The sequence below is a fragment of the Pseudoalteromonas sp. Z9A4 genome, assembly GCF_011378845.1.
Classification (GTDB): Bacteria; Pseudomonadota; Gammaproteobacteria; order Enterobacterales; family Alteromonadaceae; genus Pseudoalteromonas; species Pseudoalteromonas arctica.
On sequence record NZ_WTLA01000027.1, the window covers coordinates 1 to 25,793 of the forward strand.

Consider the following 25,793-nt stretch of genomic DNA (forward strand, 5'->3'; position numbering starts at 1 on the left):
TGATATCTCTGCGGAGTGGTAGTTCAGTTGGTTAGAATACCGGCCTGTCACGCCGGGGGTCGCGGGTTCGAGTCCCGTCCACTCCGCCATTTGATATCATGATTAAAATTAGTAAGTGCATTACCCCATGCACATACCACTGCGGAGTGGTAGTTCAGTTGGTTAGAATACCGGCCTGTCACGCCGGGGGTCGCGGGTTCGAGTCCCGTCCACTCCGCCACTTGTTATTTCCTAAATGACAAGTTTATGCTCGAAAAACACTCAAAACACTCAAAACACTCAAAACACTCAAAACACTCAAAACACTCAAAACACTCAAAAAATCAACTTTCTCCACACTCACTAATTTTGATATTGATTTGTATTACCATTTGCTTTAATTTGTTTTAATACTATAAAAATTATGGCTTTCTATGTCTGCACCACAGGCCTATCAACGTAACAAATCTGATTTTGATATTTTAGTTGTTGAAGACGATACATTACTTAATGATCAAATTACTGAATTACTAGCCAACCAAGGATACTCTGTTACACAGTGTTTTGATGGTAATCAAGCGCTTGATTTAGCGGTTGCTCAACGTTTTAGTCTTATTTTATTAGATGTTATGTTGCCGGGCAAAGATGGCTTAGCAGTGCTTAATATTTTACGTAGTTGTAATAACACCCCTGTAATAATTGTATCGGCAAAACATGCTGAAGAAGAGCGCATTTTAGGTTTATCAGCTGGTGCAGATGATTACTTAGCAAAACCGTTTAATAGCCAAGAATTATTACTACGAGTAGATTCAGTACTAAGGCGCGTTTTTAAACAAGACACAAATACCCCTTACATTGCTAATATTGATGGACTTGAAATAGATAGCCTACACCAGCAGGTTTTTCTGCATTGTGAGCTATTAGCTTTTACGCCTATTGAGTTTGCCTTGCTGCAAATTTTAATGAAAAACCAAGAACAAATACTGTTAAAACCTTTTTTATATCAAGTGGCGCTTAACAAGCGTTTCAGTCAGTACGATCGTAGTTTAGATATGCATATGAGTCGTATACGAAAAAAATTAAATAACGCCGGCTGGGATGGCAGCCGTTTACACACTGTGCATGGGCAAGGGTACTGTATTAAATGACACGACGTTTATTTTGGAAGCTGTGCTTAATTATTGGTACTGGTGTTGTTGCGATGTTTTATTTAATTAATGTCGCGGTTAATCATTTTGAAAATGATATGAGCATGCTAAGTGACTCAAGTCGAGAAGAGTTAATTAATTGGCAAAAAAAGGCTGAGGTTATATTTGATCAAGGCGATATGAGCGAACTTGAGCGTTGGGTTGATGATTTACAACAACAAGAGAGTATTTGGGCTGTAATTGCTAAAGCCAATGTGGTTGAGTTAGCAGGTAATCGCTCTCATCGTTATGAGTATACAGGGTATAACTTGGGACGAAGTATTGATTGGAAAATTCATCTGTATTTTGAGCATGCACCCGTTATGCAATTACCTTTTAAAGATGGTGCAACTAGCCTTGTTGTGCAGTTGCCGCAAAGAATGCGCCCAGGATCACTTTGGAATTTAACACGTTTGTCGTTACAAGTTTTATTGCCAATGCTGATATTGGTGTGTTTATCGATTGTGTTATATCGCCATATTATGCATCCTATTAAAGAACTCGACTTAGCAAGTAGGGCATTTAGCAAAGGAGACTTTAGTGTCAGAGTTCGGGAGCAGTTGGGCTCACGCAATGATGAACTATCCCAGTTAGCTGAAACATTTGATTTAATGGCAGAGCGGATCAGTGATCAGATTATGCATCAACGTGTATTACTAACTGATCTGTCTCACGAGTTGAGAACACCTTTAACACGCTTAGATATAGCAACTGACAATTTACTCTCTCACAGAGAAAAGGGTGTAGAAGACACGCAAATCAAATTAGAGCGTATTCACAAAGAGTCACAGCACATCCGTAAGTTAGTGGATGACACGCTTACTTTATCCTGGTTAGATAACGAGTCACCTCAGTTGCGCATCGAATCTTTGGATTTAGTCGATTTACTCGAAATTCTCATTGAAGATGGGCGTTTTGAGTACCCAGATAAACTTATTTTTGCTGACTTACCTAATCAAGCCCATATTGAAAACAGTAATCACAGAGCATTAGGTCAAGCACTGGAGAATATACTTAGAAATGCACTACGTTACACACCCATTAATAAAAAAGTACGGATTAGCCTCATTGATTATAAACATGAATATCAAATTATTATTGCAGATCAAGGTCCAGGAGTACCTAAAGAGCATTTAAATACTATTTTTAGACCTTTTTTCCGGATTGATTCAGCTCGCTCATGCAACAGTGATAGCTTTGGTTTAGGGCTTGCTTTAGCACAAAGGCAATTACATGCGATTGCTGCGACAGTATTTGCTAAAAATGATACTGCAGGTGGTTTAGTAATGACTGTAACGGTTCCTAAAGGTGTATAAATTACATTTCATATTGTGTGCTTGTAAAAACTGAGCAACGCTTTCTCGTCCTGTTCACGCCCTTACTTACATATTTTTAGGCAACTAAAGTAGATTGCACCTAACGCGTCTTTGTATATATCCTAAATGTAACAAATGTAAAGTTGCTATACTTTTAATCAAAAGAAAATGATAATTCTTCTTATTTGCAATTAAGAAGGAACGTCCCCCTTGAAAAAATTAGCCCTAATGAGTGCCATTTGTGCATCATTTAGTTCACCTATATACGCGCAAGAACTTGCTAAAAATACAGCGTCTGTTGAAAAAATATCTGTAGTTGGTTCTGCAACTAATTTGAGTATTACAGCTGAAGAAATAGAACAATATCAAGCAAGTGATCTGGCTGACATTTTTCGACATTCACCTTCTGTTAGTGTGGGTGGCTCGGTAGGCGTTGCACAAAAGATCTATATTCGTGGTGTTGAAGATTCTTTATTAAATATAACGGTTGATGGTGCACAGCAAACATCAACGTTATTTCATCATATTGGTCGTGTAACAATAGATCCTGACCTATTACAGCAAATAGATGTGCAAGCAGGTGCCGGAGAAGCAACAAGTGGTCCTGGTGCGATTGGCGGCTCTATCCGCTTTAAAACTAAAGACGCGCAAGACTTACTTAATCAAGGTGAACAATTTGGTGGACGTGTTAAAGCAAGTTACTTTTCAAATGACGGTACGCGTTTAAGCACCAGTGTATACGGTAAATTAAGTGATGCATGGGGCGTACTAGGGTATTTCAGTACTGTGGATCGCGAGAACATGGAAAATGGTGATGGCGATACTATTTATGGTACGGCCGCCGATCAAGATATGATGTTTATTAAAGCCAGTGGTGAGTTAGCAGATAATCATCATTTGTCGGTAAGTATTGAAAAACGCGACGAAGAAGGGGATTTTTCAGCACGCCCTAACTGGGCGGTACAAGAAGGTGATGCTTTGTATCCAAGTGAAGCAGAGCGAGAGACTTACGTTGCTAATTATATATTTTCTCACAATAACTTATTGTATTTAGAGGCGACAGCATACAAAACCGAATCATCTTTTAATGGCGGCCGATTTGCTTGGCTTGCTGACATTGACACATATGGCTTAGATATTCGTAATACAAGTATTATTGATGAACATAAATTTGTTTATGGCGTTGATTATAGAAATGATGAAGTATCGAGTGGGTCTGCAGCAGGTGCAAAAGAAAATTCAGAACAAGGCAGTGTACTGGGTGTTTATGCACAAGGTTATAGTGATATTACTCCACAACTTTTACTGAGTTATGGAGTGCGTTTTGATAGTTATAAGTTTAAACAAGACATCCTATTAGATGAATATTATGGCACTGCAATTACAGAAAGTGCATCGAGTTTAGACGACAATGAAGTGAGCTTTAATATCGGTTTAGCATATGACATTAATGAAGCTTGGACAGTAGGGCTTGGGTATGCTGAAGCCGCGCGTGGTAAACAAATAGGGGATGGCTTTACCATTGATGGATATTTATATGACGGTTCAGATATTCCAGTAGCGGATGAAAGTTTAGTACCTGAGACCGTAGCTAATATTGAAGCATCCATAACATACACTAATGAAAATTTATCCGCTAAGGCAAGTATTTATAATTCGTCTTTAGATGATGTGATATTTGAAGGGTATGAAGGAAACTCGGTTTATAACAATATAGGCACGTTAGAGACTAAAGGATTTGAGTTTGACCTAGCATATCGCTTAAATTCATTTGATTTCTTCATTGGATTTTCAGCTACTGATACAGAGCTTGACCCACGTGACGGGTTGTACAGTGTAAATTATGATGCAATTGATATTAATGGCTATGAGTTTGTCGGTTTAGGTAATAGCAGAGGCAATACATGGGTTGCTGGCGTTGATTACGACATTAACACTGATGCAAAGGTTGGTTTTAGTGTAACTAAAGTCGATTCACTCGATATTGATACTCTTCATCAAGCTGTTGACCTTGGTTGGACCGATTCTTTATATACCCTAAATAAACCAAGCTATACCACTGTTGATTTATATGGGCAGTGGAATGTGACGAATGCATTATTATTTAATGTTGCTGTTACTAACTTATTTAATGAGTTATATATCGATCATTCAAGTGTGGGTGACTACAGTGAAGTATTTGACACTGTTGTTGGTCCATACGAATCTGGGCGCGATATTCGCTTATCGATTTCTTATCAGTTTTAAGAATAAGTAACTTATTTTATGTTCTTAAAATTGTTTAAAAAGTGGGTCTTTTGGGCTCACTTAATTATAGGTTTAATCGCCGGTTTATTTATTTTCAGTATGTCGTTCACGGGTTTTTTATTAACCTATGAACGACAGATTGTTGAGCTAGATGAAATGCGATTTACTGTAAAAAGCACCTATGCTCAACAGCGGCTATCGACTGATGCTGTTGTAGATATTTTGCAAGAATCGCATCCGAGTCAATCACATATTTATATTCGTTGGGTAAATCGAGAAGGGGCTGCTATTCCTGCCTGGGCGGGAAAACATAGCTATTTATTACACCCTTATACGGGAGATGTTATTCGTGAAGGAGAGGGGCTAGCGGCTGGCTTTTTTCACGTTGTAACTGATATACATCGTTATTTATTACTGCATGGCGCTTCACAAGTGATTGGCAAAAATATAAATGGCTACGCTAATCTATTTTTTATCTTTTTATTACTATCGGGTGCTTATTTGTGGTTACCAAAGCGATTTAATCGCTTTGCATTAAAAGGATATTTATTGCTAGCAAAGAGTTACAAATCATCACATCATCGAAATAGGCAGTGGCATTTAGTTTTTGGAATTTGGTGTTTACCGGTTTTACTCGTTTTGTCATTAACGGCTACTTTGTTTCATTTTGATTGGGCAAATAAGGCACTGTACGGCGCATTTGGACAAAGTGTACCGGAGCGTGAAAAGCATCTACCAGTATTAGATTTATCGGCTAATAAAGTACCTTACGATGCTTTATTTCAACAAGCTCAAATACATGCAATTAATAATGGTGCTGCTGATTGGTATTCAATGTGGTTAGAATTAGGTGACAAAAAACACGAAGCACGTTTTTATATTGATACCAGTATCGGGAATCGCCAAGAATATGCGTATTCATTATTTTTAGATACTCGCACTGGTGATGCAATTAAAACGTTAAAAAAATCGGATTGGACGCGAGGCGATCAAGCATGGGGAACATCTCGATTTTTACATACCGGTGAATACTTTGGTTTTTTAGGGCAAACATTAGCTGGTTTGGCATCATTACTCGCATGTTTTTTAGTGTATACAGGCATAGTTTTAGCATGGAAGCGATTGATAACTAAGCGCTAATTTACACTTATCGTCGAGTATTTGATTGCTTGATATGTGCGATTTGATATATAAGAATTTATTTTACACAAAAAAGCCAGCGCATTAGGCGCTGGCTTTTAGTATTCAAATGCTTACTTAGTTAATTAAGCAGCATCAGCTTCTTTTTTAACGCTATTACGCGCGGCTTTACCTGCAAGTAAGTCAGCAGGGTCAAAGTCATCAACGTTAATAACATCTAAACGAGATTGCTCAACAGCAGCTAGTTTATCAGCCTCTGCTTGGCTTAATATGCCTGCTTCAAGCCCCATTTGCGCTACTTTATCAAGCTGGAAGAATGGCAGTTTAAGACCTTTCTCTTTGCATACACGGTCAAATAATGGCTCAACAGCAAGTACGTCTTTAAGCGTTTGCTCTTGACGACCTACAAGGTTAAGCGGCTCATTTGTTAAGTATACATAGCTTGCTAAACGGTTACGCGTTTCGCTAGGTACTTGTAGTAGTTGCGCAAGTTTATGCTCAAGTTGGTCAGTTGGTTTACGAACCGGGCGACCAAACGGGAATAACAATACTTTTAACACGGCACGTAGTGGAGCCGAAGGCATGTTATTAATTAAATCAGCAAGTGCACGTTGGCAATGGTAAAGGTGATCTTGGCAACTCCATTTTACTAGAGCAAAATCTTCTTTTTTACGGCCTTCATCGTTGTAACGCTTAAGCGTTGCAGACACTAAGTATAAGTAACTAAGTAAGTCACCTAAACGTGCTGAAATACGTTCTTTACGTTTTAGTGAACCACCAAATACTGCCATGCTAATGTCTGACATAAGTGCAAGTGATGCACTAAAGCGTGACGCTATACGGTAAAATTCAGCAGTTTCGTCGTTGTACGGCACACTTGTAAAACGAGCGCCGGTAAGTGCAAGCCATTTAGTACGTACAAGGTTCGACATAGTAAAACCAATGTGACCCATTAGCGCTTTATCAAATACGTTAAGCGCTTCTTCGCGGTCTTCAATTTCGCACGCACCTAGTTCGGTAAGTACAAATGGATGACAGCGAATTGCACCTTGACCATAAATAATCATATTACGGGTCAAGATGTTTGCACCTTCAACGGTAATGGCAATAGGTGCACCTTGATAGCCACGACCTAAATAGTTATTTGGCCCAAGCATGATGCCCTTACCGCCAAGTACATCCATTGCATGAATAGTTGCATCACGCATTTGCTCTGTCAGGTGGTATTTAATAATGGCAGAAACAACCGATGGTTTTTCGCCTAAATCAACAGCACCCGTAGACATGCTAACCGCAGCATCAGAGCTGTAAGCGTAACCAGCTAATTTAGCTAGTGACTCTTCAACACCTTCCATTTTACCTATAGGTAAACGGAACTGACGACGAATGCGGCTATAAGCACCTGTCGCAATAGCAATCATTTTAATGCCACCGGCAGAGTTTGACGGCAATGTAATTGCACGACCAACCGATAAACATTCAACCAACATGCGCCAGCCTTGACCAGCCATATCTGGACCACCAATAATATAATCAAGTGGTACGAAAATGTCTTTACCGCGAGTAGGACCATTTTGAAATGGTACGTTAAGCGGGAAGTGTCTACGACCAATTTCTACTCCAGGAGTATCCGTTGGAATAAGTGCACATGTAATGCCTGGCTCTTTATTGTCGCCAATTAGGCCGTCTGGATCTTGTAATTTAAACGCAAGACCAAGTACGGTAGCCACTGGGGCAAGTGTAATGTAACGCTTATTCCACGTTAAACTAACACCCACAACCTCTTCACCATTCCATTGCCCTTTACATACCACACCGTAGTCTGGAATTGAGCTTGCATCAGAACCCGCTTCTGGCGAAGTTAATGCAAAACATGGAATTTCTTGACCGCTCGCTAGGCGCGGTAAATAATGATCTTTTTGCTCTTTTGTACCATAGTGTTGTAATAATTCACCTGGGCCTAAAGAGTTCGGTACACCAACAATTGACGAAAGTAATGTTGATTTACTTGTTAGTTTTTGAAGTACACATGACTGTGCAAATGCAGAAAATTCTAAACCGCCGTATTCTTTTTTGATGATCATGGCAAAGAATTTATTATCTTTTAGATATTGCCATACATCTTGAGGAAGGTCGGTTAGTTCGTGCGTTGCTTCCCAATCGTCCAACATGCTACATACTACTTCAACAGGGCCATCAACAAAGGCTTGCTCTTCAATAGTAAGTTTAGGAACTGGGTATTGATGAAGTTTTTTCCAATCTGGGTTACCGCAAAATAAGTCAGCTTCCCACCACGTTGTACCGGCATCAATAGCTGATTTTTCAGTATCAGACATGCTTGGCGTTACTTTTTTAAACGTAGCAAAAATAGGCTTGATGATATATTGCTGACGAAGGCCAGTAACAGAAAGAGGAACCGCGATGATCAAAAAGATCAACCAGCTAATTAAACCAAAAGCACCTGCAAAGGTACCAATTAATAAAGTTATAGCCGAAACACCAAGTGCTGTGTTCCAACTTGCTCTGTGGTAAACCGCAGTGCAAAGCAACGCGATTAGAACCAGTGTAAATATGAGTGTCATTTTTATTCCTTAATAGAGGTCAGACCACCTCACTTAGAGTAGCGCTAGTAACAGTAATTTTCAAGTACATAACGATGTTAAATTGTAGTAGAAAGTAACTTAAATACGATATTTAATTACCCGACAGAGGAACGCACAATAACTATCGTATAGTCAAAGCATTAACCGTAAGTAGTGTTAACGTAAAAATAAATAAATCTAATAGCAAAATGACACTTTTTAAGTAAGTATAGCCGTTATAGCGGGCTGCAAATTAGTGTACGCTTAATACACAAATATAACGCTATTTATTTTAATGTATGGTTTTTAAGGGTTATTTTATTAATGTGTGAATTACTTGGCATGTCAGCCAATGTGCCTACCGATATTTGTTTTAGTTTTTCAGGCCTTTTAGAGCGTGGCGGAAACACGGGACCACATAAAGATGGTTGGGGTATTACATTTTACGAAGGTAAAGGCTGTAGAACCTTTAAAGATCCGCAGCCGAGTTATCAATCTGAAATTGCAAAGCTCGTCAAAGCATACCCCATTAAAAGTGTCTCGGTTATTAGCCATATTCGCCAAGGTAACCGCGGGAGAGTATGCCTTGAAAATACTCATCCTTTTACGCGAGAGTTATGGGGGCGCGAGCTTACTTACGCTCATAACGGGCAGCTATCTAATTATCATGATTTAAAACCGCAGTACTATCGCCCAGTAGGTAACACCGATAGCGAACTCGCTTTTTGTTGGTTACTTGATAAAATTCGTGAAAAATACCCAAAGCGTCCAAGTAATATGGCGTCGGTTTTTAGATACGCCGCTAAGCTTTCGCATACCCTTCGTGAAAAAGGGGTGTTTAATATGTTATTGACCGACGGGGTGTTTGTTTTAGCGTATTGCACTAATAACTTACATTACATAACGCGCCGTGCGCCATTTGGTAAAGCAACGCTTATTGATGCGGATATGGTGGTTGATTTTCAAAAAGAAACCACACCAAACGATGTAGTGACGGTAATAACAACAAGGCCTTTGACGAATGATGAGCGTTGGCAAAAAATGGAGCCGGGGGAATTTGCATTGTTTAAAATGGGTGAGCTGATTTAGCCCACCTATTTTAAATATTAACTTTGGTTTAATTAAATTTAGTTAGCTTCTTGAGGTTGTTGTGCTGTTGCAGGCGCAACAGCTGTAGGTGCAGTAACAGTAAATGAATTCATTTGAACTTCAAACTGCTCCATACCTTTTTCGCCTTTCCACATACGTACCAGCATGTAATCCATTTCTGGCGCAAACCATGCAATTGCTTGGCGTTTATCGTTATCGTATAAACGTTTAACTTTAATGGCTTCTACATTACCGATAGGTAGGGAGATCATCTCTTTTTCAACAACTTCAAAGTTGTAGTCGCGGCGGTTACCTTTTTTGTCTATAAGCGGGAATGAAAAGCTCGTTTCGCCTTTTTTCAATCCTTCGCGCACTTGCACTTGGTATGAAATAGCATCCTGAAATTCATCAGTCCATTCGCATTTAAGTGGGTATTCGCTAGCGCTGCTGGTCACTACTTTGTTTGTTGTATCAAAATCAATTTTATAATCTTTATCTGGGCCTGTACCGGTGCGGATCATATTGTAATGATGCGGGGTAACCTTGCCATCTTTAAAGGTAAACTTTGATGTTTCTTCACGAGAGTCAGAGAAAATCATCCACTCAATATTGCTGTGGTATGTTAGTTCATAAGTATCGTCGCCCATTTTTTTGAGCTCACGAACAGCCTCACCATGATTTTTACCTTTGCGTAAAATATCGTAGTTAGCTTGATATTGGGTCAATTCGCCTGCAATTAGGCTAGTTGGAAGTAAAGCGCCCGCACATAACAACAGGGCACTTATTTTTTTATTGTGAGTAGTGCGCGCCGTGTGCAGGAAGTTGTTTTTTGTCAAGAACTGCATAATCTGCTTCCATAGTAAGTCTGTGTTCACTGAACCACTTGACCACCAAAGGATAAATTATATGCTCTTGCTCATGCACGCGTTTTGCTAATGTTTCTGCTGTATCATCCTTGAGTACAGGTATTTGCGCCTGAAGAATAACGGGACCGCCGTCTAATTCTTCAGTAACAAAGTGAACACTTACGCCATGAACATCGTCTTTTGCATCAATTGCTCTTTGGTGGGTATTCAGCCCCTGATACTTAGGCAACAAAGATGGATGAATGTTCAACATTTTTCCAACATATTTTTGCACTAAGCCAGGAGTAAGAATACGCATAAACCCAGCTAATACAACTAGATTTGGCATAAAAGAGTCGATAACGTTCATTAATTGCGCATCGTACGCTTCGCGCGAGTCAAAATCTTTATGACTGAGCACTTTTGTAGCAATACCTGCTTTTTTTGCACGCTCTAGGCCATAAGCGTCTGCTTTGTTACTAATAACAGCCGCTATATGTCCGTTTATCTCGCCACGTTCGCAGGCATCTATGATGGCTTGTAAATTAGAGCCACTACCTGAGATTAAAACTACCAGACGAGTCGGTGCCATTACTTAGCACCACCTACAATTTCAACTTGCTCTTCGCCAGCTGCTGCATCTTGAATTTCACCAAGGTGCCATGCATTTTCGCCCAAGTCTTTTAGCATTGTTAAGCTTTGCTCAAGTTTGTCTGCAGGAACTACTAAAACCATACCTACACCACAGTTAAATGTACGGTACATTTCGTGTGTAGTAATATTGCCGTTTTCTTGTAGCCAGTTAAAAATAGGTGGCCACTGCCAGCTATCACCTTTAACTACAGCTTTTGCTGAAGCGGGTAATACACGTGGAATGTTTTCCCAAAAACCGCCGCCAGTAATATGCGAAAGGGCATGTACGTCAACGTTTTTGAATAACTCAAGTAAAGGTTTTACGTAAATACGAGTAGGCTCAAGTAAAGTTTCGCCTAAAGTTTTACCTTCAAAGTCAGCGCTGGTATCAGCTTTTGACACTTCAAGTACTTTACGAATTAAAGAGAAGCCATTTGAATGAGGACCACTTGAAGCAAGTGCAATAAGCTGATCGCCTGCTGCTACTTTTGTGCCATCAATAATTTTAGATTTTTCTACAACGCCTGTACAAAAGCCTGCCATGTCGTAGTCTTCACCATCATACATACCTGGCATTTCAGCTGTTTCGCCACCAATTAGGGCACAACCTGAAATTTCACAACCTTTGCCAATACCTGTAACTACGTCAGCTGCTGTGTCTACATCTAGTTTACCAGTTGCATAGTAATCTAGGAAAAACAGGGGTTCAGCACCTTGAACAATTAAGTCGTTTACACACATTGCAACTAAATCAATACCAACCGTATCATGTTTTTTTAAGTCGATTGCTAAACGTAGTTTAGTACCAACGCCATCTGTGCCTGCAACTAATACTGGTTGCTTGTAGCCTTCAGGAATTTCGCAAAGTGCGCCAAAACCACCAATTCCGCCCATTACTTCAGGACGACGAGTTTTTTTAACTACGCCTTTAATACGCTCAACAAGTGCATTACCAGCGTCGATATCTACGCCCGCGTCTTTATAGCTTAGAGACTGTTTTTGTTCGCTCACAGGTTTTCCTCAAAATAGTTGTTTTGGGTTGCTTAGAAACGCGCGTATTTTACAACAATTGCAAGGTCGCGGCTAGCTCAAATGTAATTTTGAAATAATTAACAAGGACACTTGTCCGCTGTCTGTTGTTTAAATAAACAAAAAAACGCCCGTAGGCGTTTTTTTAGTATTAAAGGCGTTAAATTAACAGCTATGCTTTTGCGGTTAATATGGCTCGAAGTGGAGCGGGGTAGCCTTCAATTGTTTTACTTGTATCGTTTGGATCTAAAAAGTCGATTAACGATTCGTTTTCCATCCAATCGGTTTTGCGTTGCTCTTCAAGCGTGGTAATAGCGCAATCTTTTATTTGCACATCTTTAAAGCCAACGCGTTCCATCCACAGTTTTAATGCTGCAGTACTTGGAATAAACCAAACGTTGCGCATTTTAGCGTAGCGGTCGGTAGGGACTAAGACTGTGTTTTCATCACCTTCAATTACTAGCGTTTCAAGTACGAGTTCGCCGCCTGGGCGAAGCTGCGCTTTTAACTGTGCTAAAAAGTCGATAGGTGAGCGACGATGATAAAGTACGCCCATCGAAAAAACCGTATCAAACGCTTTAAGCTCAGGTAATGCTTCAACGCCTAGTGGCAGTAAATGAACGTTTTCGTCTGGATTGTAGTGTTTAATTGCTTGAAACTGACATAAAAATAAATCAGACGGATCAATACCCACTACAAACTCTGCGCCTTCACCGCGCATACGCCATAAATGATAACCTGAGCCACAACCAATATCTAAAACGGTGCGGCCTTTTAATGGCACAATATGAGGAAGCAGGCGGTCCCACTTCCAATCACTGCGCCACTCTGTGTCTATTTCAATTCCGTGCACACTAAATGGGCCTTTGCGCCATGGCATCATGCGTTTTAATAAATGCATGGCTTGCTTTTGCTCGCCATCACTCATCTCCCCTGGGGCGCCAATTTCTACCTTAGTAGAAATATCAACGTGCGAAGTTGCCACCTCTGGTAAGTTTTTAAGTACTTTTTGCCATTTAGGTAAATCACCGTGGCTAGCCTCGTTTTGCCAATGTTTTAATTGTGCAGGCAAGGTTTCTAGCCAGTGACTAAGTGGGCTTTGTGCAATAGATGCGTAAAATTGATTAAACCATTGAGACATGGATGACTCTCTTTATTTAATTGCTACCATTGAGCAAAAATTAAAACATTGATACCACACTTGAGTTTGGCTAAAACCAATATCTTGTAAGCGAGTAAAGTGAGCGCTTAGTGTATCTGGGCGCATAACGTTTTCGATGGCGGTACGCTTTTGGCTTATTTCAAGCTCAGAGTAACCATTGTGTCGTTTAAAGTCGTGGTGCAAATCAATCAATAAATTGTCGCATTGCTCGTTTTCAGCTTTAATTTTTTCGCTAAGTAGTAGCACGCCACCAGGTTTAAGATTAGCGTATATTTTCTCAAGCACAGCTTGGCGCTGCGCATGTGGAATAAACTGCAACGTAAAGTTCATTGCTACTACTGAGGCGTTTTGAATCTCAAGCTCGTTAATATCGCCCAAAGTAACAGTAACAGGCACATCTGATTTAAAACCTTGTAAATGTACCTTACAACGCTCAACCATAGCTTGAGAGTTATCTACCGCTATTATATGGCAGTTATCGGTGCGAATATTTCGTCGCATGCTAAGCGTTACTGCACCCAGTGAACAGCCTAAATCATAAAGATTTGAGTTACTTTGTGCATACTCACCCGCAAGCTTACCCATTGTACTTACAATAGTTGCGTAGCCCGGTACCGAGCGCTGAATCATATCTGGAAAAACTTCGACTACATTTTGGTCAAAGCTAAAATCTTTTACTTGTTGCTCAGAGGCATAAATACTGTCTTTTATGGTCACGAAGGCAGTCTCTTTGTAAATAATGGCGCTATTTTAACATTTTATACTGGATAGTCAGCGATAAATTCAGTAGCTTGACTAGAATTATGAATAATAAGTATAAAAGAGAAGATTAAATGAGCAAAAGTAAGGTCATCAGCACAGACGATATATTAGCAACCCTTTGTCATTCAGTGACAGGCGTACTCACTTCAGCCAGCGGTAATGGTATTAGCTACTCAGCCATGGTGCAAAAAATAACACGTACATGTATGCGACCAGATATTGGCTGCTTTGTTTTATTTGACGGCGGTTTTACAGGGCTTGTAATTACCAACTTTACTTCGCAAGCGGCGATGGAAATTTATGGCGATTACATGCGTAACATGGGAATGCCAGAAGATGAAATAGCGCATAGCCATTTATCAGACGACGTATCAAACGTACTAGGCGAGTTGATGAATCAAATTGTTGGCGACTTTACGTCTAAAGTGCGCGAGCAGTTACATACTTCAATTACGCAAAACCAGCCAAAAATGATGGCAATAAACAAGCAAGTGCAAATATCGGTAGATACCACCATGGATCGCCCGCAAGCCCGTCGCGTAACATTCACTACAAGTAAGCAAAATATCTTTTACTTGGAATTAGCGATGGATAAAACAGAGTTTATTAAATTACACGACTTTGATATTGCAGAAGCACTAGACCCAGACGACATAATTGAAAACGAAGCACGTAAAAAAGCGGACAAAGAAAAAGCATCTACAGCAGTAGAGCAAGACGATGCCGATGATGATTTCATGGCAGGCTTAGGGCTTTAAGTCTATTTACGTAGGTTTGGTTGAGTGAAACGAAACCCAACGACTGCTCAGCTATTAATCTTTAGCTGTTAGTGATCAGATTAGTGATTAAAATAAAAGCGCGACTGATATCGCGCTTTTTCGTCATGTTAGCTTTATTTGAATAAGTAAACCTACTCTTTAAATTTATAACCCACACTATAAACCGCAGCTATTGGGTTTAGCCCTGCTTGAATGTCGTTAATCTTTTTTCGTATATTTTTAATGTGTGTATCTATGTTGCGATCGGAGATGTCGGTTGTGTCGCTGTATACGTTATTAATAATATCTTCGCGGGTAAAAACACGACCTACGTGGCTTATAAATAATAAAAATATTTTAAACTCGACGGCGGTAAAGCCAATACTTTTGCCGTTTAGGCGTGCTTCGTAATCGTCTTTGTGTAATTGAAAATTATTATGATTGATGATGTTGGCTTTAGGCTGGCTGGTTCTTCTTAGTACGGCTTTTATGCGTGCTATAACTTCTTTAGGGCTGAAGGGTTTGCATATGTAGTCATCGGCGCCGATCTCTAAACCCTGTAAGCGGTCTATTTCCTCACTTTTTGCGGTAAGCATAATAATAGGCACGTTTGAAAAGGCTCTAATTTGCTTACATAGCTCTATGCCATCAACATCTGGCAGCATTAAATCAAGAAGTATTAAATCTACAGCGTTTTGTTTTACAAAACTAACTACACCTTTGCCACTATTAAAGTGCTCAGTTTCGTAATTTTGTTGCTTAGCATAGGCAATAAGTACCTCTGCAATATTTTCTTCGTCTTCAATAACAAGTATTTTTTGTGATGTCATTATTTCAACCTAAAAGTGTCAGCGTTATTTTAACTTTTAGCCCACCAAGTGGTGAGTTGTGCAACGATATTTGACCACCATGTGCCTCTACTATTTGTTTGCAAAGTGCAAGCCCTAAGCCCGAGCCGTCGTGCTCTCGGCTTCGAGACTTTTCAACGCGATAAAAACGCTCAAACAATTTTTGTAAGTCGTTTGGTAAAACACTTGGTGCTGAGTCTTGTAAAATAAGCTCAATATTATTGTGTGTTTTGTTGGCAAGTATTATTACTTGTCCGCCTTTATGCGTGTATCTGCAGGTATTTTCTAACAGGTTTGAAAATAATTGTACAAGGCGTTCTTTATCGCCATTTATTATACATTTACCGGCTTTGGCTAAGCTTTTGCTATCTACATTTAATTCACGCTCTTTAAAGCGAGCGGTGTAGTTTTCAATTGATTGCTCAAAAATGTTTATTAAATCAATGCGTGCATTGCTATAGGTTAAATTAACGCTATCTGTTTGTGCTAGTTGAGCTAGGTCGTCAACAATGTGACTTAAATTATCTACTTGGTTTATGAGTAAATTAATGCGCTTTGTGTCGGCTGTAAATACGCCATCTTGTACGGCTAGTAAATGCGAGCGTAGTACGGTAAGTGGGGTTCTTAATTCGTGGGATGTGTCTGACACCCATTGAAACCGCATTTGTTGGTTTTGCTCAAGCGTGTGGGCTAAGGCATTAAAGTTGTTGGATAGGGTACCTAGCTCATCTTTACTAGAGGAGGTTATTCTGCTGGCAAAATTTCCGTTTGTTAACTCATCGGTGCCAGTTACTATTTGCTTTATTGGTTTTATTAAATGGCGAGATAACACAATAGCCATAATAAATGCGAGCACAATAACGAGTAACGTGATCATAAAATAGTTATGAAATTGCGCTGCTAAAAATGCTTTTGCTGGGCTACTTTACACAAGTTTTGAAGGTACTAAACCTATCCAGCCTATAACGTTATTGTTTAATAAAATAGGCTCTATATGTGGGTTATCATTTAAATTAGTTCTACCAACAACAACTTTTTTATTTTGATCATATAAACTTATACGTTGCCCTGTTTTAAGGGAACCCGCAGGTAAGTGTACCCACAATAAAGAGGGCGTTGCTTTACTGCTATTTGGTTTGGGTGGGGTGCTTGTGTGTTTATTAGTTTTAGGTTCGCCTGGCTTTTTTTGCGGCTCCACAATAGAGCGCCATAATTGCGTGTTTTGCGTAATGGGTTGCCAACTGCCTAATTCGCTATAAAGCTCAATAAGTTGCTGCTTAACCATTGCGACATGCTTTGTTTCTTCTTGTTCAACAAAGTCGTTAAAACCTGACGAAAAGGTCATGTATATAAACACAAACATAAGCCCAACAAGGGCGATATTAGTGATAAAAAAAGCTAAAAAAAATTTATGTATTAATTTCACTGATTGGCAAATAGTAAAGATCATGACGTTAACGTACCAAGCAGTATTGCATATTGATTATGTGCCTACAATTAGCGTATTTAGGGAGTTGCTTACTAAAATCCTTTTTAAGTAAGCTTTTTAGGTATGTTGATATTTGGACTAGAACTTTATTTTTGCGGTATCGCCAGCACCCAGTAACTTATATTGTGGCTTTACAAAGCTTGCGTGTACTGCGCCTAAACTTTTAGGGAACGATATGGCAAGCTCATCTACTGTTGTAAATGTGTGCTTCGCTTGAAAAACAATTTCTAGGTCGTGCGCTTCGTTGTTGTTGCTGGTGGTAAAAGCGACGCGTTCAAACACGATAACTTGCTGATTTACACGTAAGCTCGTTTTTTGTTTAAGTGCATTTTTTACAAACTCTTCTTGTTGCTCTGTACTTAAGTTTGTAGGCATAAGCTTATCAATATCGCCCATAAGCCATGCTTGCTCGCTTTGCAGCGCTGAAATTAAATGCTCAGCATTAGTTAATACTTTAACCTCAACTTGCCCGTCTCTTAAAATCACTTGGGCTGTTGTGTTTTTTAATACATGGGCGCTCAATTGAGCGCTCATACTTGTTAAAATACACGCTAGCATTAGCCATTTTAATTTTTTTAAAAAATACATAATTACTACCTTTTATTGAGGCGGTTGACCTTTTTTTTTATTGAGGTTGCTCAATAGTTGCTTTACAAATAAGGGTGTTGTCGGTTTCTAAGTCTTCGCCCCATATGAATTTTGCGTTTTCATCCCAGTTAATATCGTCGTAACCATCTTTTGGTCCTACATCGGCAAAGTTGTGCTCTACTGCATTAGCCCAGTTTGTGTTATCAAAGTTACTTTGCAGCCAGTTAGTTGGCGCTTCTTTTGACATAAACGTACAAACGCCTTCGCCCGCGACAGGATTTGATTCGCTTTCGCATAATTTGTTAAGCGGCGCTTTGTGAAGTATTTCGCATTTAAAGCTTTGATCGCTTACGGCAACTACTTTATTTGTATCGGTGTCGGTAAGTTGCATAATAAAACCGCCATCACCCATTTGCTGATTTTTAGCACCGATGTATTCAAGCCCAGTGTCGTTTTGCTTAAAGTCTTTAATTATTAAATTAAGCTCAATAGGGTAGTTTGCAGAAAACGTAATGCTTTCGGCATTAAATGAACGCTCTGTGGTTATAGGCACAGAATCTTCAACAAGTAACTGCTCGCCTATGTAGGCTGTAAACCAGTTATCAGCCCATGCTTCTAGCTTTAAGTTATGCTTGCCTGTAATGGCAGGATTTGTATTTTGCTTAGTGACTGTTGGAGTAAGGTGATTTGGTTGCGGGCCTCTACAAAATGTACCGGTTTGAACCTTGCCACCATTACTGATAGTTTTTTGTTTAAAGCTATAGCAGTCTTTTCCCTGTGATGCAGGGCTGTAGGTAGTAAAGTAGCTTTCGCCTTTGTATGAGTAGCTCATTGTACGGCTGCCGTTTTCAGAGATCGTGTGCGTTAAGTTTTCAACGCCTCCTTGTGGCGGGCGCAGATCGGCTCTTATACCTTGAGTATCGCCACTAAGTGGTGACACTCTTGGTAATTTTGCGGTATCTACTTCACCTACTAAGCACTGAATAATATACGGCGGCGTAGCTGATGTTTGGTAGCGATAGCCAAATGTGTCATCGATTTGTCCGTTACATACATCAAGGTCACCTTTGGCAATTGCACTGCCGTCAGGGTTTTTACTGCCATACAGCGGGTAACCATCGTAAGCCCAACCAATAATGGCATCGCTTGATTGGTTTTTCATTGTGTCAATCATACACGTTGGCGATACATGATAATGGTAGTCATCACCTCGTCCTGTGTGTCCGCCACATATATCTAACTGTCCGAGTGCTAACGTGTCGTGTTTTTCATCGTAGCTATTTACGTCCAACTCACCTTGCGAAGAATAGTCGTATATTGGTACGCCATTAACGGCAACACCTACGGCTGCATCAATTGTTGTTATTGTTTTTGCTTTTTTCGGGTTTAGCTTTATAGGTGCGGCGTAGTCTTTAGCTGGAACGGGTATTTGCTCGTTAGTACCTGTAATACCAGTCATTACTTCATGATCAGGATAAGTAGATGAGGCAATATAAGCATATTGTTCATCGCACGTAACAGATACGCTTTTATCAAACCCTGCATTACTCACTGATTGTGTAATAGCATCGCAACGAGGTGATTTTACGTTAGCGGTTAAATATGATTTATCAGGCTTTGGTTGCTCATTTGGCTTTGGTTTTGAATCCGGTTTGTGCTCGGCGCTACTGGCGCTTCGCGAGTATTTAACCGTCATACTTGCAGTATCGAGCGTAATATCTTTTACAGCAGCGAGTAATGCTGAGCGATCTACCTTTGTATCGCTATTAAAGGTAACCGGTGCAGATAGCGCGTACACAGTATAAGCATAGCTTTTTTCACCTGGACCTTTAGAGCAAGGCGGCGCGTATTGGTTTAAATCGTTTACGCTATTAGAGCCCACTTCACCGAGAGTTTCGCCCGCTTTAATTTGTGTTTTATCGGCGGCAATATTGTACATGGTCCAATACCAATGCATTCCCTCTGGCGCTTTATGATCCATAATTAACGCATAATATTTGGCTGCCTTAGGTGCACCGCTCCAGTTAAGTGGGGGGCTAATGCTTTGCCCATCGCATGTATAAGTAATAGGCAAATTACCGCCATCACTTACTTTTGAGCTGGTTAGAGTAAAATCATTGAGGTTTGATTGTTCAAGTGATTGGCTGTTTTGCTCGTTGCAGGCACTTAAGGTTACACAGCACAGTGCACTGAGTAAAAAGGCATAGGTATTTTTCATCATTTAAAACTCGAAAGATTAAGAGTACATAGAAAGAATTAGCTATTAAGAGTGTAGTTCTCAAATGTAGGGCAATTATGTAGTTTTAAACTTTTTTGTTTTTATTAAGCGAAAGGAGTTAAGTTGTGAGCTGCTTACTTGGATAAGAGAAGAGATTGGATATGGGCGCTTGGTTATGAAAGGAAATATTAACTTAAGTATGGCGTTATTTTCACTCAGTTAAATAACGCTAAAATCCTTATTTTAAATAAGGATTTTCTCCCATTGCGACTACCACACAAAAAATTCTTAAATCTAACTCTAGCTGGTGGTAACTCGGTTCCATATGGCAGCAAAGTTGATAAAAGCCTTTGTTATGGTCTTTTTCTCTAAAGTGGGCGAGTTCGTGTACTACTAATGCTTTTAGTAGTGGCTCGGGGGCGCGCAGCAAATCGCTGTTAATCGCTAAATCGTGCTTACGGGTTTTACCTTGCATTCGATACGTATGTGTACCAAGTGCGTTGGTGACCATATCGCCTTGCTTTTTAAAAGCAGCGCGCCCAAATGGTGGCGCATTTTTTAAATATTGTTTTTTAAGCTCGGTTGCATAGCTATAAAGTAGTTTATCGCTAGTAATTGTATGTGATTGCGGGTACTTTTTAAGTAAGTAGTCACATACCTTTTTGTTATTTATAAGGTTTAATACTTGCTCAACAATGTTAGCTGGATAGCCGGTAAAGTAACGTGCGTATTCACTCATTATTAATTCTCTGTCGTTTTACTTTTAAAAAAGTGCTTGCTGGTGGGCTTCTTTTTCGCCAGTAAATGGGGTTAATGCTTTGTGATTATAACCAAGGTCCTTACAAAACTGCCTTGCTAATAATGGCGCTTCTCGGTTATTTGCCGTATGAAAAAACACATAAGGCGTTTTTCCTTCATCAAGCCATTGTTTTACTTTACTCAGCCACGGTTTATAAAAAGGCTTATAGTCGTTTTGTAAATCGGCAATAACAAAGCGCGCCATGGGTTGCGTGCTTGTAGCAATGGCATGCACGGGTAAATGCGGCTTTTTTTGCTGTACATCAATTAGCGCTTCGGTTGTTGGTTTTACCGCAAATAGGGCGCGAGTATCCATCGATATGCGATTTATGTTGTTTGCCATTAATAACTGATTAAGCGCTATTTCGGCTTCGCCCTTTTGAAAAAACGCAGTATGACGTACCTCTACACCGTAATTAACCTCTTTTGGTAATAGGCTAATAAATTGTGCGAGTTTGGGTAAGTCACCAGGGCCAAATGCTTTGGGTAATTGCAGCATGACTTGCCCAGTTTTTTCTAAAATAGGGGAGAACAATTTAAGCCAATCAGTAAGCTCGGTTTGAACATTAGTTAGGTGCAGCTCGTGGCTAAAGCGACGATTAAACTTAAAAGTAAATTTAAAATCGTCAGGTACGCTGTTTGCCCAGCGCAATACGGTGCTTGGCGAAGGGTCAGCGTAAAAGCTGGTATTGCCTTCAACAGAGTTAAAGTGTTGGGCGTATTGGCTAAGCATATCGGCGTTTTTACATTGGCTTGAAAATAAATTGCCTTTCCATGCATTACTCGACCACTGCGGGCATCCAATATATAACATACAAACTAGCGCCTTATTATAAAGTGGCGATAGTGTAGCAAATAACAAAACGAGCTGCTGTAAATTCAAGGGCAAAAGCGGCACACGCCCTAGCATCTTAATGTTAGTTGAGTATAATGCATGGCTTAATTTGATTATTTTTAGATTGCTAGCGGCTTTATTTGCATTGTGGTGACCTGTTTTTTAAATCACACGCCTTAAAACAAATAAGTTTAGCCGTTTAAGCCTTTTATCTGACAGGAAAACTATGCGCTCTATATATTGCGGACAGCTAAATAAAACTCACGTAGATCAAGAAGTTGAACTATGTGGCTGGATCAACAAACGACGTGACCTTGGTGGACTTATCTTTGTCGATTTACGCGATAGAGAAGGTTTAGTACAAGTTGTATTCGACTCTGACATTGAAGAGTTAATGAGTTCAGCTAACACACTTCGCCAAGAATTTTGTGTTCAGTTAAAAGGTATTGTTCGCGCACGCCCAGACAGCCAAGTAAATAAAGACATGGCAACAGGGGAGATCGAAATTTTAGGTAAAGAGCTTAATATTATTAACCGCTCTGAGCCATTACCGCTTGATTTTAACCAAGTAAACTCAGAAGAGCGTCGTTTAAAATATCGCTACCTAGACCTACGTCGTCTAGAAATGAGTGACCGTATTAAATTACGCGCTAAAGCAAGCAGCTTTGTTCGTCGCTTTTTAGATGAAAACGGCTTTTTAGACATCGAAACACCTGTACTTACTAAAGCAACGCCAGAAGGTGCGCGCGATTATTTAGTACCAAGCCGCGTTCACAAAGGTAGTTTTTACGCTTTACCACAGTCTCCACAGTTGTTTAAGCAATTGTTGATGATGTCTGGTTTTGACCGTTACTACCAAATTGTTAAATGTTTCCGTGATGAAGATTTACGCGCCGATCGCCAACCAGAATTTACCCAAATAGATATAGAAACCTCTTTCATGAGCTCTGATCAAGTACGTGGTATGACTGAAAAAATGATCCGCGAAATGTGGCAAACATTATTAAACGTTGATTTAGGCGATTTTCCAATCATGCCTTACAGCGAGGCAATGAGCCTTTACGGTTCTGATAAGCCAGATTTACGTAACCCAATGAAATTGGTTGATGTTGCAGATTTAGTTAAAGACGTAGAGTTTAATGTTTTCTCAGGTCCGGCTAACGACGAAAAAGGTCGCGTTGCTGTGTTAACTGTACCGGGTGGCGCTAAGCTTTCTCGTAAACAGCTTGACGATTACACTAAGTTTATTGGTATTTACGGCGCTAAAGGCATGGCGTGGATGAAAGTAAACGACCACACTGCAGGCGCTGAAGGTGTTCAATCGCCAGTGGCTAAGTTTTTAAGCGAAGACGTAATTACTAAATTACTTGCGCGTACTAATGCACAGTCTGGCGATATCATTTTATTTGGTGCCGATAAGCGCAACACAGTAAATGAAGCAATGGGCGCACTGCGCGTTAAGATTGGTGTTGATTTAGAAATCACTAACCTTAATAGCTGGGCACCACTTTGGGTTGTAGACTTCCCAATGTTTGAAGAAGATGACGAGGGCACATTACATGCTGTACATCATCCATTCACTGCACCAAAAGACATTAACGCCAGTGAGCTTGAAGCAAACCCAGCAGCTGCTATTTCAGATGCCTACGATATGGTATTAAACGGCTACGAAGTGGGTGGCGGTTCGGTACGTATTCATAATGCAGATATGCAAGAAACTGCATTTAGAATTTTAGGTATTAACGAGCAAGAGCAACAAGACAAGTTTGGTTTTTTACTTGATGCACTTAAATACGGCACACCACCACATGCAGGTTTAGCATTTGGCCTTGACCGTTTAGCAATGCTTTTATGTGGTACCGATAACATTCGTGACGTTATTGCTTTCCCTAAAACAACACAAGCGTCGTGTTTATTAACCAACGCGCCAAGCAAACCTAACCTTGATTCGTTAGCTGAACTTGCAATAAGTGTTGTAGAAAAAGCGACACCTAACGAAGAGTAATATTGTTTCGCTTTTTTGAGCTAAATTTAAAAACCCTTAAGTTGTTTGCTTAAGGGTTTTTTTGTGGTTAAATTTATAGCAGAGTATGTTTTAAACGAACAGAAGAAAAAGGAATTATTATGTCGTTCAGCTTAACCTTATTTGGTGAGTTTTTAGTTTTTATTATTGTGCTGTGTATTCCTATTTTTGCTGTAATTAGTTACAAAATAGGTAAGCGTAAAAGTACTATGCCGGGTGTTTTAGCTTTTGTGGGTGGCTGTTTAGCGCTATTTCTACTATTTGCTTTGATTTTTATTGCAGTGCTTGCGCTTAAAAAAGATTTACCTAAAAATAGCGTCTATGCCCATTAAAAACTAGGTTAATAGTGTCAATTTCAAATAATAATCACTACTTCGACGAGCAATTTAATGCTTTGCAGCACGAAGAGCAACTAACTGAGAATTCTGAGTTTGAAGAATGCACATTTACCGATTGCGACTTTTCAGGCGGGCAGTTTAAAAATTGCCGATTTATACAGTGCAACTTTAAAAACTGTAATTTATCGTCACTAAAATGGAACTACAGTTCGCTTGAAAATGTAAGTTTTAGCCACTGTAAATTAAATAGTTTGCAATGGGCTGATGTAGATTGGCCTGCGCTTAGTATTAACGCACCGGTGAGTTTTAATTATTGTGAGCTCAGTAATAGTTCTTTTTTTGAATTAACTCTCAAAGCCCTCAAACTAACACACTGCTTTGCCAAAAATGTTGATTTTAGACACGCTGATTTAAGCGGTAGTGAATTTACAGGAACAGATTTTCGCGATAGTGAGTTTTTTCAAACTAACTTAACAAAATGTGATTTTGTAAGTGCTACAGCGTTTAATATAGATTTGAATAATAATATTTTAGCGAATGCTAAGTTTGATCGCTTCGAAGCACTTAATTTGCTTACCAGCCTTAATATAGAGCTATGTGATTAATTTAGTTTAATATGATTACATATCTAGAAGCGACAGCTTGGCTGGGCTTCTAGATACTGCGTGACTGTGTAATTAACGGCTTGGACCATTTTTATTACGTGCACTGGCAAGCTGTCTTGCGATTTCTAATAACGCAGGTGAAATATCTTCAGCGCCATCTTTAATTAGTTTTGTAACGTCACCTGACGAAAACAAACCGTCACGTGGTGATTTAATACCTAACTCACGAACAAAATCCTTCGCTTTACCTGTGCTGCCTGTTTCAATAAACTTAAAAATAATACGTTCATTGTTGTTTTTAGCAGGTGCTTTTAAGGTTTCGATTTCGTCATGTATCTCGGTTAGTTTGTCTTCTAAAATTTCTATACGTTCTTGAATGCTATTGTATGATTTCATTTATTGGATCTTTTACTAAATATATTTAAACAATGGCGGCTATTATCGCATAGTTTGACAATAGAGAATGCAAAGCTATAAAGTAAAAGTTATTTTTAATTAAAAACAATAATTTATATAAATTTAAATATGCAAAAAACACTTAAAAAGCTTTTTATATTAAGCGCTCTAGCTCTAAGTACATCAGTTATAAGCACATCAGTAATAGGCGCAACAAGCTATGCAAACGATGGCGTTATAACTGATGAAAGCCGCAATCGCACTATTCCTATCAATATTACATTACCAAGTAACAATGCTAAGTGTACAGCTCAAGTAAAATGCTCTGTAGCGTTTATTAATGCGGGCTACGGGATTAGCCATAACGAATACACGTTTGCTAGTAATGTGTTTAATCAGCGTGGATACTTAACAGTAGCCGTTGCACATAAATTAAAAACCGACCCTGACCTTAATCGTGAGCAGCCTTATTTAACCACTCGCATGGAAAACTGGCATCGTGGCGTAGCAACGCTTAAGTTTTTAGTTAATGAGCTATCGAGTAAATACCCAGCGTACGACTTTACAAAACTCACCTTATTTGGGCATTCTAATGGCGGTGATATTTCCGCATTATATGGCTCTATTTATCCAAACGAAGTTAGCACTATTATTACGCTCGATCATCGCCGCATGTTGATCCCGCGCAATAAAAACATTCGCGTACTTACTCTACGCGGTAGTGATTACCCAGCTGATGCGAATGTGCTGTTAAACGATTCAGAGCTGGATAAGTTTCCTGTTACACAAACACTAATAGAAAAATCTCGCCATAACGATATGTACGATGGCGGGCCAAAATGGCTGGTGGACAGAATGAGTAAAGAAGTAGAGGGATTTTTAGATAGTAAAAATTAGGTTTATAAAAGTTAAATCACAGCGCAGTG

At 39.5% G+C, this 25,793-nt stretch carries 24 protein-coding genes and 2 tRNA genes; 12 read left to right on the plus strand and 14 right to left on the minus strand.

Annotated elements, in window-relative coordinates; all coding sequences use genetic code 11:
• Positions 1 to 12 precede the first annotated feature (12 nt).
• The 6 genes from GQR54_RS16165 (at position 13) to GQR54_RS16190 (ending at position 5,869) form a co-directional block, all read left to right on the plus strand.
• A tRNA-Asp gene (locus GQR54_RS16165) sits at positions 13 to 89 on the plus strand.
• 54 nt (positions 90 to 143) lie between these two features.
• A tRNA-Asp gene (locus GQR54_RS16170) sits at positions 144 to 220 on the plus strand.
• Between the two features lie 193 nt (positions 221 to 413).
• Positions 414 to 1,127 carry a response regulator transcription factor gene (locus GQR54_RS16175; RefSeq protein WP_024604903.1) on the plus strand — a complete coding sequence of 238 codons (714 nt, stop codon included), beginning with the start codon at positions 414 to 416 and terminating at the stop codon, positions 1,125 to 1,127.
• A complete protein-coding gene (locus tag GQR54_RS16180; protein ID WP_166378959.1) occupies positions 1,124 to 2,482 on the plus strand; it encodes a histidine kinase sensor domain-containing protein in 1,359 nt (452 codons plus the stop codon). Before GQR54_RS16175 ends, GQR54_RS16180 begins: the two co-directional genes overlap by 4 nt.
• A 210-nt stretch (positions 2,483 to 2,692) precedes the next feature.
• On the plus strand, positions 2,693 to 4,729 hold the full coding sequence (locus GQR54_RS16185; RefSeq protein WP_166378961.1) for a TonB-dependent receptor: 2,037 nt from the start codon (positions 2,693 to 2,695) through the stop codon (positions 4,727 to 4,729).
• 18 nt (positions 4,730 to 4,747) lie between these two features.
• The gene (locus GQR54_RS16190) at positions 4,748 to 5,869 is read left to right on the plus strand and encodes a PepSY-associated TM helix domain-containing protein (protein ID WP_166378963.1); all 1,122 of its coding nucleotides are present in this window, start codon (positions 4,748 to 4,750) and stop codon (positions 5,867 to 5,869) included.
• Positions 5,870 to 5,994: 125 nt separating this feature from the next.
• Here the strand turns inward: GQR54_RS16190 and fadE are convergent, their stop codons facing one another.
• Entirely contained in the window at positions 5,995 to 8,451 is a 2,457-nt protein-coding gene (fadE, locus tag GQR54_RS16195) for an acyl-CoA dehydrogenase FadE (protein WP_007586946.1), read from the minus strand.
• 324 nt (positions 8,452 to 8,775) lie between these two features.
• Between fadE and GQR54_RS16200 the strand changes: the two genes are divergently transcribed.
• Entirely contained in the window at positions 8,776 to 9,540 is a 765-nt protein-coding gene (locus GQR54_RS16200; protein WP_166378965.1) for a class II glutamine amidotransferase, read from the plus strand.
• Positions 9,541 to 9,578: 38 nt separating this feature from the next.
• On the opposite strand, the gene GQR54_RS16205 is transcribed toward GQR54_RS16200, so the two are convergent.
• The 5 genes from GQR54_RS16205 to cmoA form a co-directional block, all read right to left on the minus strand.
• On the minus strand, positions 9,579 to 10,313 hold the full coding sequence (locus GQR54_RS16205; protein WP_007586948.1) for a DUF3108 domain-containing protein: 735 nt from the start codon (positions 10,311 to 10,313) through the stop codon (positions 9,579 to 9,581).
• A 16-nt stretch (positions 10,314 to 10,329) separates the two neighbouring features.
• Entirely contained in the window at positions 10,330 to 10,977 is a 648-nt protein-coding gene (gene purN, locus GQR54_RS16210; protein WP_007586949.1) for a phosphoribosylglycinamide formyltransferase, read from the minus strand.
• Positions 10,977 to 12,029 (minus strand): phosphoribosylformylglycinamidine cyclo-ligase, encoded by a 1,053-nt coding sequence (purM, locus tag GQR54_RS16215; protein WP_002959993.1) that lies wholly within the window; start codon positions 12,027 to 12,029, stop codon positions 10,977 to 10,979. Before purM ends, purN begins: the two co-directional genes overlap by 1 nt.
• Positions 12,030 to 12,219: 190 nt before the next feature.
• Positions 12,220 to 13,188 carry a tRNA 5-methoxyuridine(34)/uridine 5-oxyacetic acid(34) synthase CmoB gene (cmoB, locus tag GQR54_RS16220; protein WP_166378967.1) on the minus strand — a complete coding sequence of 323 codons (969 nt, stop codon included), beginning with the start codon at positions 13,186 to 13,188 and terminating at the stop codon, positions 12,220 to 12,222.
• Between the two features lie 12 nt (positions 13,189 to 13,200).
• Positions 13,201 to 13,926, minus strand: coding sequence for a carboxy-S-adenosyl-L-methionine synthase CmoA (gene cmoA, locus GQR54_RS16225; protein ID WP_007378000.1), 726 nt, complete (start codon positions 13,924 to 13,926; stop codon positions 13,201 to 13,203).
• A 116-nt stretch (positions 13,927 to 14,042) separates the two neighbouring features.
• Here cmoA and GQR54_RS16230 point away from each other — a divergent pair, with 116 nt between their 5' ends.
• Positions 14,043 to 14,729 (plus strand): DUF3334 family protein, encoded by a 687-nt coding sequence (locus GQR54_RS16230; RefSeq protein WP_007586957.1) that lies wholly within the window; start codon positions 14,043 to 14,045, stop codon positions 14,727 to 14,729.
• A gap of 152 nt (positions 14,730 to 14,881) precedes the next feature.
• Here the strand turns inward: GQR54_RS16230 and GQR54_RS16235 are convergent, their stop codons facing one another.
• The 7 genes from GQR54_RS16235 to GQR54_RS16260 all read right to left on the minus strand — a co-directional run bounded on the left by GQR54_RS16235 (position 14,882) and on the right by GQR54_RS16260 (position 21,484).
• Entirely contained in the window at positions 14,882 to 15,559 is a 678-nt protein-coding gene (locus GQR54_RS16235) for a response regulator (protein WP_166378969.1), read from the minus strand.
• 4 nt (positions 15,560 to 15,563) lie between these two features.
• Positions 15,564 to 16,454, minus strand: coding sequence for an ATP-binding protein (locus tag GQR54_RS19640; protein WP_240918960.1), 891 nt, complete (start codon positions 16,452 to 16,454; stop codon positions 15,564 to 15,566).
• 48 nt (positions 16,455 to 16,502) lie between these two features.
• On the minus strand, positions 16,503 to 16,922 hold the full coding sequence (locus GQR54_RS19645; RefSeq protein ID WP_240918961.1) for a hypothetical protein: 420 nt from the start codon (positions 16,920 to 16,922) through the stop codon (positions 16,503 to 16,505).
• A gap of 222 nt (positions 16,923 to 17,144) precedes the next feature.
• Positions 17,145 to 17,654 (minus strand): hypothetical protein, encoded by a 510-nt coding sequence (locus GQR54_RS16245; protein WP_166378971.1) that lies wholly within the window; start codon positions 17,652 to 17,654, stop codon positions 17,145 to 17,147.
• A 37-nt stretch (positions 17,655 to 17,691) separates the two neighbouring features.
• Positions 17,692 to 19,875 carry a YHYH protein gene (locus tag GQR54_RS16250; protein WP_197192761.1) on the minus strand — a complete coding sequence of 728 codons (2,184 nt, stop codon included), beginning with the start codon at positions 19,873 to 19,875 and terminating at the stop codon, positions 17,692 to 17,694.
• A 235-nt stretch (positions 19,876 to 20,110) separates the two neighbouring features.
• On the minus strand, positions 20,111 to 20,611 hold the full coding sequence (locus tag GQR54_RS16255; RefSeq protein WP_166378973.1) for a YgjP-like metallopeptidase domain-containing protein: 501 nt from the start codon (positions 20,609 to 20,611) through the stop codon (positions 20,111 to 20,113).
• Between the two features lie 24 nt (positions 20,612 to 20,635).
• Positions 20,636 to 21,484, minus strand: a complete 849-nt coding sequence (locus GQR54_RS16260) for a DUF72 domain-containing protein (RefSeq protein WP_166378975.1) — start codon at positions 21,482 to 21,484, stop codon at positions 20,636 to 20,638.
• 247 nt (positions 21,485 to 21,731) lie between these two features.
• Here GQR54_RS16260 and aspS point away from each other — a divergent pair, with 247 nt between their 5' ends.
• The 3 genes from aspS (at position 21,732) to GQR54_RS16275 (ending at position 24,471) form a co-directional block, all read left to right on the plus strand.
• On the plus strand, positions 21,732 to 23,510 hold the full coding sequence (gene aspS / locus GQR54_RS16265) for an aspartate--tRNA ligase (protein WP_166378977.1): 1,779 nt from the start codon (positions 21,732 to 21,734) through the stop codon (positions 23,508 to 23,510).
• A gap of 119 nt (positions 23,511 to 23,629) precedes the next feature.
• Positions 23,630 to 23,860 carry a hypothetical protein gene (locus GQR54_RS16270; RefSeq protein ID WP_166378979.1) on the plus strand — a complete coding sequence of 77 codons (231 nt, stop codon included), beginning with the start codon at positions 23,630 to 23,632 and terminating at the stop codon, positions 23,858 to 23,860.
• A gap of 14 nt (positions 23,861 to 23,874) precedes the next feature.
• Entirely contained in the window at positions 23,875 to 24,471 is a 597-nt protein-coding gene (locus tag GQR54_RS16275; protein WP_166378981.1) for a pentapeptide repeat-containing protein, read from the plus strand.
• Positions 24,472 to 24,543: 72 nt separating this feature from the next.
• On the opposite strand, the gene GQR54_RS16280 is transcribed toward GQR54_RS16275, so the two are convergent.
• Positions 24,544 to 24,867 (minus strand): hypothetical protein, encoded by a 324-nt coding sequence (locus tag GQR54_RS16280; RefSeq protein ID WP_166378983.1) that lies wholly within the window; start codon positions 24,865 to 24,867, stop codon positions 24,544 to 24,546.
• A 129-nt stretch (positions 24,868 to 24,996) separates the two neighbouring features.
• On the opposite strand from GQR54_RS16280, the gene GQR54_RS16285 reads away from it, so the two are divergent.
• Complete coding sequence (locus tag GQR54_RS16285; protein WP_024591306.1) at positions 24,997 to 25,764, plus strand: alpha/beta hydrolase; 768 nt, start codon at positions 24,997 to 24,999, stop codon at positions 25,762 to 25,764.
• Positions 25,765 to 25,793 lie beyond the last annotated feature (29 nt).